Raw genomic sequence first — 4,478 nt, 5'->3', positions numbered from 1 at the left:
CCCTCCGCGTGCGACCGCCGGCGCGTTCGCCGGCCGCGCACTATGATGGCGCGCCGCCGACACCTCGGCCGCCGCGCATTCCCTCACATCCACAACAACATCCTGTCCGAGAGGAGCTTTCCCATGTCCGAGAACTTTTTCCCGCGCTGGCGCGAGGTGCAGCCCCGCGAGGGCGCCGTCGTCGCGCCCGACGAGCGCCTGTCGTGGCCGCAGACCGCCGCCATGGGCGTGCAGCACGTGATTGCCATGTTTGGCGCCACGGTGCTCGCCCCCATCCTCATGGGGTTCGACCCGAACGTGGCCATCCTCATGAGCGGCATCGGCACGCTGCTGTTCTTCGTGATGACGGGCGGACGCGTGCCCAGCTACCTGGGCTCCAGCTTCGCCTTCATCGGCGTGGTGATCGCGGCAAGCTCGTATGCGGGCAAGGGACCCAACGCCAACATCGGCGTGGCGCTGGGGGGCATCATCGCCTGCGGGGCGGTGTACACGCTGATCGGCGTGATCGTGCAGGGCGTGGGCACGCGCTGGATCGAGCGCTTCATGCCGCCGGTGGTGACGGGCGCGGTGGTGGCCGTGATCGGCCTGAACCTCGCGGGCGTTCCGGTCAAGAACATGGCGGCCAACAATTTCGAGAGCTGGATGCAGGCCGCCACGTTCCTGTGCGTGGGCCTGGTGGCCGTGTTCACGCGCGGCATGCTGCAGCGCCTGCTGATCCTGGTGGGCCTGATCCTGGCCAGCGTGCTCTACGCGGTGCTGACCAACGGCATGGGCCTGGGCAAGCCCATGGACTTCTCGGGGGTGGCCAATGCGGCCTGGTTCGGCCTGCCGCAATTTGCCTCGCCCGTGTTCAGCGGGCCGGCCATGCTGCTGATCGCCCCCGTGGCCATCATCCTCGTGGCCGAGAACCTGGGCCACATCAAGGCCGTGACGGCCATGACCGGGCACGACATGGATCGCTACATGGGGCGCGCCTTCATGGGTGACGGCATCGCCACCATGATCAGCGGCAGCGCCGGTGGCACGGGCGTGACGACGTATGCCGAGAACATCGGCGTGATGGCGGCCACGCGCATCTATTCCACCGCGGTGTTCTTCGTGGCGGCGCTGATCGCGCTGGTGCTGGGTTTCTCGCCCAAGTTCGGAGCGCTGATCCAGGCCATTCCGCTGCCCGTGATGGGCGGCGTCTCGATCGTGGTGTTCGGCCTGATTGCCGTGGCCGGCGCCAAGATCTGGGTCGACAACAAGGTGGATTTCTCGAACAACCGCAACCTCATCGTGGCGGCCATCACGCTGATCGTGGGCACGGGGGATTTCACGCTGAAGTTCGGCCAGTTCGCGCTGGGGGGCATTGGTACCGCTACGTTTGGGGCCATCCTGCTGTACGCGATGCTCAACCGCAAGGGCTGACGGCATCCGGCCGCCGCCACGGGTAAACCCTTAGAGTTTCAGTCGCCACGGCTAAAATCAACAGGTTTACCTGGCGCAGCTTGCGCGCCGACGCCCATTCACCGTTGCGGAGTTTTCCCCCCATGTCCCTGGCCGATCGGGTACGCCACCCAGCCTTCCTTCAACGCGTCATGTCAGCCGAAGAGGCTGCGGCTCTCATTCCCACTGGCGCCAACGTCGGCATGAGCGGATTCACCGGCGCGGGCTACCCCAAGGCCGTGCCCCAGGCCCTTGCGGCCCGTGCCAAGGCCGAGCATGCGGCCGGCAAACCCTACAAGATCAACGTGTGGACGGGCGCCTCGACCGCCCCCGAGCTCGATGGTGCCCTGGCAGCGGCCAATGCCCTGGGCCAGCGCCTGCCCTTCAACACCGACCCCATCTGCCGCAACAAGATCAACGCTGGCGAGATCGACTTCATCGACATGCACCTGTCGCACGTCGCCCAGCATGCATGGTTCGGCTTTCTCGGCCCCCTGCACGTTGCCGTGATCGAGGTGCTGGGCGTGACGGACGAAGGCCTGCTGATCCCCGCGGCGGCCGTGGGCAACAACAAGACCTGGCTGGAGATCGCCGACAAGGTGATCCTCGAAGTCAATACCAAGCCTTCGGCCAAGATGGAAGGCATGCACGACATCTACTACGGCACGGCCATTCCGCCGCGCCGCGTGCCCATCAACATGACCCATGCGGACGACCGCATCGGCCAGCCCTATCTGCGGGTGGACCCGACCAAGGTGATTGCCGTGGTGGAGACCCACAAGGGCGATCGCGACAACGTGTTTGCCACGCCGGACGAGAACTCCAACAAAATTGCCAGCTACATCATCGACTTCCTGGCGCATGAGATGAAGATGGGCCGCCTGCCCAAGGAAATGCTGCCCGTGCAGTCGGGCGTGGGCAACGTGGCCAATGCGGTGCTGGCTGGCCTGCTGCACGGACCATTCGAGAATCTGCTGGGCTTCACCGAAGTGCTACAGGACGGCATGCTGGACCTGCTGCGCGCAGGCAAGATGAGCAAGGCCTCGGCCACGGCGATTTCGCTCAGCCGCAAGGCCTATGAAGACTTCGAGCAGAACATTGACTTCTATCGTGAGCGCATCATCCTGCGCCCGCAGGAAATCTCGAACCACCCCGAGCTGGTGCGCCGCCTGGGCATCATCGCCATGAACTCGATGATCGAGGCCGACATCTACGGCAACATCAACTCCACCCACCTGATGGGAACGGCCATGATGAACGGCATTGGCGGTTCGGGCGACTTTGCGCGCAACGGCTACCTGTCGTTCTTCGTGACACCCTCGGTGGCCAAGAACGGCGCCATCAGCTGCATCGTGCCCATGGTTTCGCATGTGGACCACACCGAGCACGACACGCAGATCATCGTCACCGAACAGGGCCTGGCCGACCTGCGCGGCCTGTCGCCGCGCCAGCGCGCAGAGGTCATCATCGACCGCTGCGCCCACCCGGACTTCCGCCCGGCCTTGCACGACTATGTGGAACGCGCCAAGCACAGCGCCGGCGGCCAGCACACGCCCCACCTGCTGAACGAAGCGCTGTCGTGGCACCAGCGTTACGTGGAAACGGGGTCGATGCACCCGGCGGCGTGATGGCGTGACGGCGCCGCTGCCGGGTACCTCGACGCCGAATGTCACACCGCTACCCCGCATGCGTGACGGCATGACGACAGCGCCGCACAGGCCATCGCACCGCAGCGGACGCACCACAGAATGCCGCGATGGCCAGCGCGGGTCACCTGCGCGGCAGCGGTGGGACAGCGAACTCCCGCAACATCAGGGTTTTCCCTAACTCCCGTGCCCATGGCACGGGCTTTTCCCCCGCACATGCAACGCCGCCAATTCACCCAGACCCTCGCCGCCGCCAGCGCGGCATTCGCCTTCGCACCGTTGTCGCGCGCGGCAGGCACGCAGGACACCATCGATGCCAAGACCGTGAGCATTGGCTGCTCGCTGGGCATCACCGGCCCCCTGGCGAGCCTGGGGCGCGAACTCAAGCAGGGCCTTGACGCCGGCATCGCACAGGCCAACGCCCGCGGCGGCATCCACGGCCGCGAGCTGCACCTGCTGGCGCTGGACGATGGCTATGAGCCGGCGCGCTCCGAAGAAAATGCCCGCAAGCTGATCGCCGATGCCAACGTGGCCGCGCTGCTATCGTGCATGGGCACCGGCAACAACCAGCGCATCCTGCCGCTGGTGGACGAGGCGCAGATCCCCTACGTGGCCCCCCAGAGTGGCGCCTCGTCGCTGCGCAAGGCCGACTACCGCTCGGTGTTCCACGTGCGTGCCAGCTACACCGACGAAGCCCGAAGGCTCGCGCAAAAGCTGGTGGCCATGGGCATTACCGACCTGGCCATCCTGTACCACGACACGGCTTTTGGCCGCGAATTCCTGGCCGACGTGAACAACGCGCTCAAGGCCGCCAACCAGCCCAAACCCAAGGCCTTCAAGCTGGACGCCAAGGGCACCCAGGTGAACGAGGTGGTGCGGCAGGCCCTGGCCGCCAAGCCGACCACCGTGCTGCTGGGCACGGCCGGCGACGTTTCCGCCGAGCTGGTCACGGCCTTCAAGAAGGCCTCGCCCAGCATGCCGCTGGCCGCCACGAGCGTGGCGCTGAGCGGCGACAACCTGCGCCAGCTGGGCGGCCGGGCGGCCGGACTGGCGCTGTCGATGGTGTTGCCCGATGCCGGGCGCACCAGTGTGGCAGTGGTGCGCGACTACCAGGCCGCCATGCGAGCGCAGGGCTACCAGGATTTTTCTTCGCGCAGCTTTGAAGGCTACGTGAACATGCGCGTGCTGGCCGAGGGCATGACACGCGCGGGCCGCGACCTCACGCGCGCCAAGCTGCGCACCGCGCTGGCCAGCCTGCGCAGCACGGACCTGGGCGGCCTGGTGATCGACTACGGTGGCAATGCGCCCTATGTGGGCTCGAAGTTTCTCGATCTGGGCGTGATGGGCGCCAACGGCCGCTTCGTCGGTTGAAGGCGCAGCGGGCCACACCAAGCTGGGGCCCGC

General features: G+C 66.5%; 3 protein-coding genes. All 3 read left to right on the top strand.

From position 1 onward, the window contains the following. Positions 1-123 precede the first annotated feature (123 nt). Complete coding sequence (locus ACDELDRAFT_RS19525) at positions 124-1,410, top strand: solute carrier family 23 protein (RefSeq protein ID WP_005799766.1); 1,287 nt, start codon at positions 124-126, stop codon at positions 1,408-1,410. Positions 1,411-1,532: 122 nt separating this feature from the next. Further along, positions 1,533-3,056 (top strand): acetyl-CoA hydrolase/transferase family protein, encoded by a 1,524-nt coding sequence (locus ACDELDRAFT_RS19520; RefSeq protein WP_005799765.1) that lies wholly within the window; start codon positions 1,533-1,535, stop codon positions 3,054-3,056. 234 nt (positions 3,057-3,290) lie between these two features. Further along, complete coding sequence (locus tag ACDELDRAFT_RS19515) at positions 3,291-4,445, top strand: ABC transporter substrate-binding protein (RefSeq protein ID WP_005799764.1); 1,155 nt, start codon at positions 3,291-3,293, stop codon at positions 4,443-4,445. Positions 4,446-4,478: the final 33 nt, after the last annotated feature.

It is taken from the genome of Acidovorax delafieldii 2AN (genome assembly GCF_000175235.1).
In the GTDB taxonomy this organism is placed as follows: Bacteria; Pseudomonadota; Gammaproteobacteria; order Burkholderiales; family Burkholderiaceae_C; genus Acidovorax; species Acidovorax delafieldii_B.
This window is presented reverse-complemented; position numbering and strand designations above follow the sequence as displayed.